Below are 1,824 nucleotides of genomic sequence, written 5' to 3'. Positions count from 1 at the left end.
GGCGGGTGGGGCTGCGGCGAGATCAGGGTATGGGCTACACGCACCGCGGCCGCCACCCGCCCGGGCGGGTAGACCACCGCCAGCGTGCCGGCCTCTATGCCGCCCACGTCCAGCATCTCGGTGATCAGGGCCAGCAGGTGGCGGCCCGCCACTTCGATGTGGCCGGCAAAGCGCCCGGCTCGCTCCTGGGCCTCGCCGGACAGCAGCTGGGCATAGCCCAGGATGGCGTTGAGGGGCGTCCGCAGTTCGTGGCTCATGCGCGACAGGAATTCGGTCTTGGCGCGGTTGGCGTCCTCGGCCTGGCGCCGCGCGTCGTCGAGCTGGCGGGCGCGCGACTGCAGCAGTCCGCCGGCCTCGCGAAGCCGCAGCGCCACCTGCCCGACTTCATCGCCGGCGACCCGTTCACCGCCCGGCGGCAGCCCCTCGCCCAGCCGGTCCGCTTCCCACGCCAGCCGCCGCAGCCGCCGCGACAGGCTGCTGGCCAACCCGGCCGCAGCCAGCACCGCGCCCAGTCCCGCCAGCGTAGCCACCGCCAGGGTGACGGCCAGGTTGCGCTGGCGCAGGGCGGCTGCGGCGTCGCTGCGCTGGGCCAGCTGGCTGCGCTCGAGCTCACCCAGCACCCGCAGCTCGGTGCGCAGCACGTCCAGCGTGGCCTTGCCCTCCACCAGGCGGCTGCGAACGGGCTCGTCGTTGGCATCGCCACCGCTGGCGAGGATCTCCCGCCAGCCCGCCATTTTTTCCTCGAACAGCGGCAGCAGCGCCGCGAACCGCTGGGCCCGCGGACCGCGCGCGGTCCTTTGCGAAAGTCGTTCGACCACCTGGATCAGCCGGGGCTCGGCGATGCGGTAGGGGTCCAGGAAGTTGTCTTCCCGCACCAGCAGATAGCCGCGCACGGCCGCCGCGGTTTCGGCCAGCAGGCTGTGCGCCTCATGCAGGTCGGACACCACGGCCAGGGTGTCGCGCACGTCGGCCTCGGCGCGGGCGGTCTGGCGTTCAAGCAGGTAGATCGCGAACACCGACCCGAACAGCAGCAGCAGCGGGCCGGCCACCACCGCCACGGTTTTGCGCCGCAGCGCCAGGTTGTCCCAGGCGCGGGTCATGCCGCCCAGCCCCGTTCCACCGCCAGCACCGCCGCCTGTGTCCGGTCGCGGCACTGCAGTTTGCGCAGGATGCCCTCGACATGGGTCTTGATGGTGGCCGGGGCCACGCCCAGGGCGGCCGCCAGTTCAGGGTTGCTGAGCCCGCGCGGAAGCAGGGCCAGCACCTGCCGCTCGCGAGCCGTCAGGGCTTCGTGGCGGGCGTCCTGGCGCCGGCTTGGCCGCCGGGCCGGCGCGGTAGCGATGGCCGCGGCCAAGATGGCCGCGAGCGCGCACAGCGCCTGGTCGAGGGATTCGGCCGGCGCCGCGTCCAAACGCAGTATCAACAGTCCGCGACGGCCGCCGGGGCCGCCGATGCTTCCCAGCCAGTCCAGCCCGGTCCTCGGCTGCGGGTCCAGGCACCAGTCGGACAGGGCCGGGCGCGTCGCCGACGCCGGTCCGGCCACCGCGCGCAGGGCCGGCCAGGCCGCGGCTCCCGGCACGGTGGCGCCCACCGGGCGTGCACCGCCCAGCGCCGCGATCACGCGCACACCGGCGGCGGTCTTGCCCAGCACGGCGCCCGTGCGGCTGCCGGCGAGTCCGGCCGCCAGGGAAAGCAGCTCGCCGGCGAGCTCGGCCGGGTCGCGGGCGGCCAGCACGCACTGGGCCGCCTGGCCCAGGCCGCGCAGCAGGCGTTGGCTGTCGGCGTGCCGGGGGCCGGCCGGGGGCCCCGCGGCGAAGGGGGGGG

2 protein-coding genes are annotated in these 1,824 nt (G+C 75.3%); both read right to left on the bottom strand.

The features are described from left to right. Window positions 1-1,100, bottom strand: a 1,100-nt coding sequence (locus K0M70_RS02835; protein ID WP_290779005.1) for a CHASE3 domain-containing protein, incomplete at its 3' end; no start/stop codon positions are given. After that, the coding region (locus tag K0M70_RS02830; RefSeq protein ID WP_290779002.1) for a response regulator transcription factor at window positions 1,097-1,824 on the bottom strand (728 nt) is incomplete at its 5' end. The genes K0M70_RS02830 and K0M70_RS02835, both read right to left, overlap by 4 nt.

The sequence above is a fragment of the Arenimonas sp. genome, from assembly GCF_019459675.1.
In the GTDB taxonomy this organism is placed as follows: domain Bacteria; phylum Pseudomonadota; class Gammaproteobacteria; order Xanthomonadales; family Xanthomonadaceae; genus Arenimonas.
Note: the sequence above shows the minus strand (reverse complement) of the source record. Positions and strands in the feature narration are given on the sequence as shown.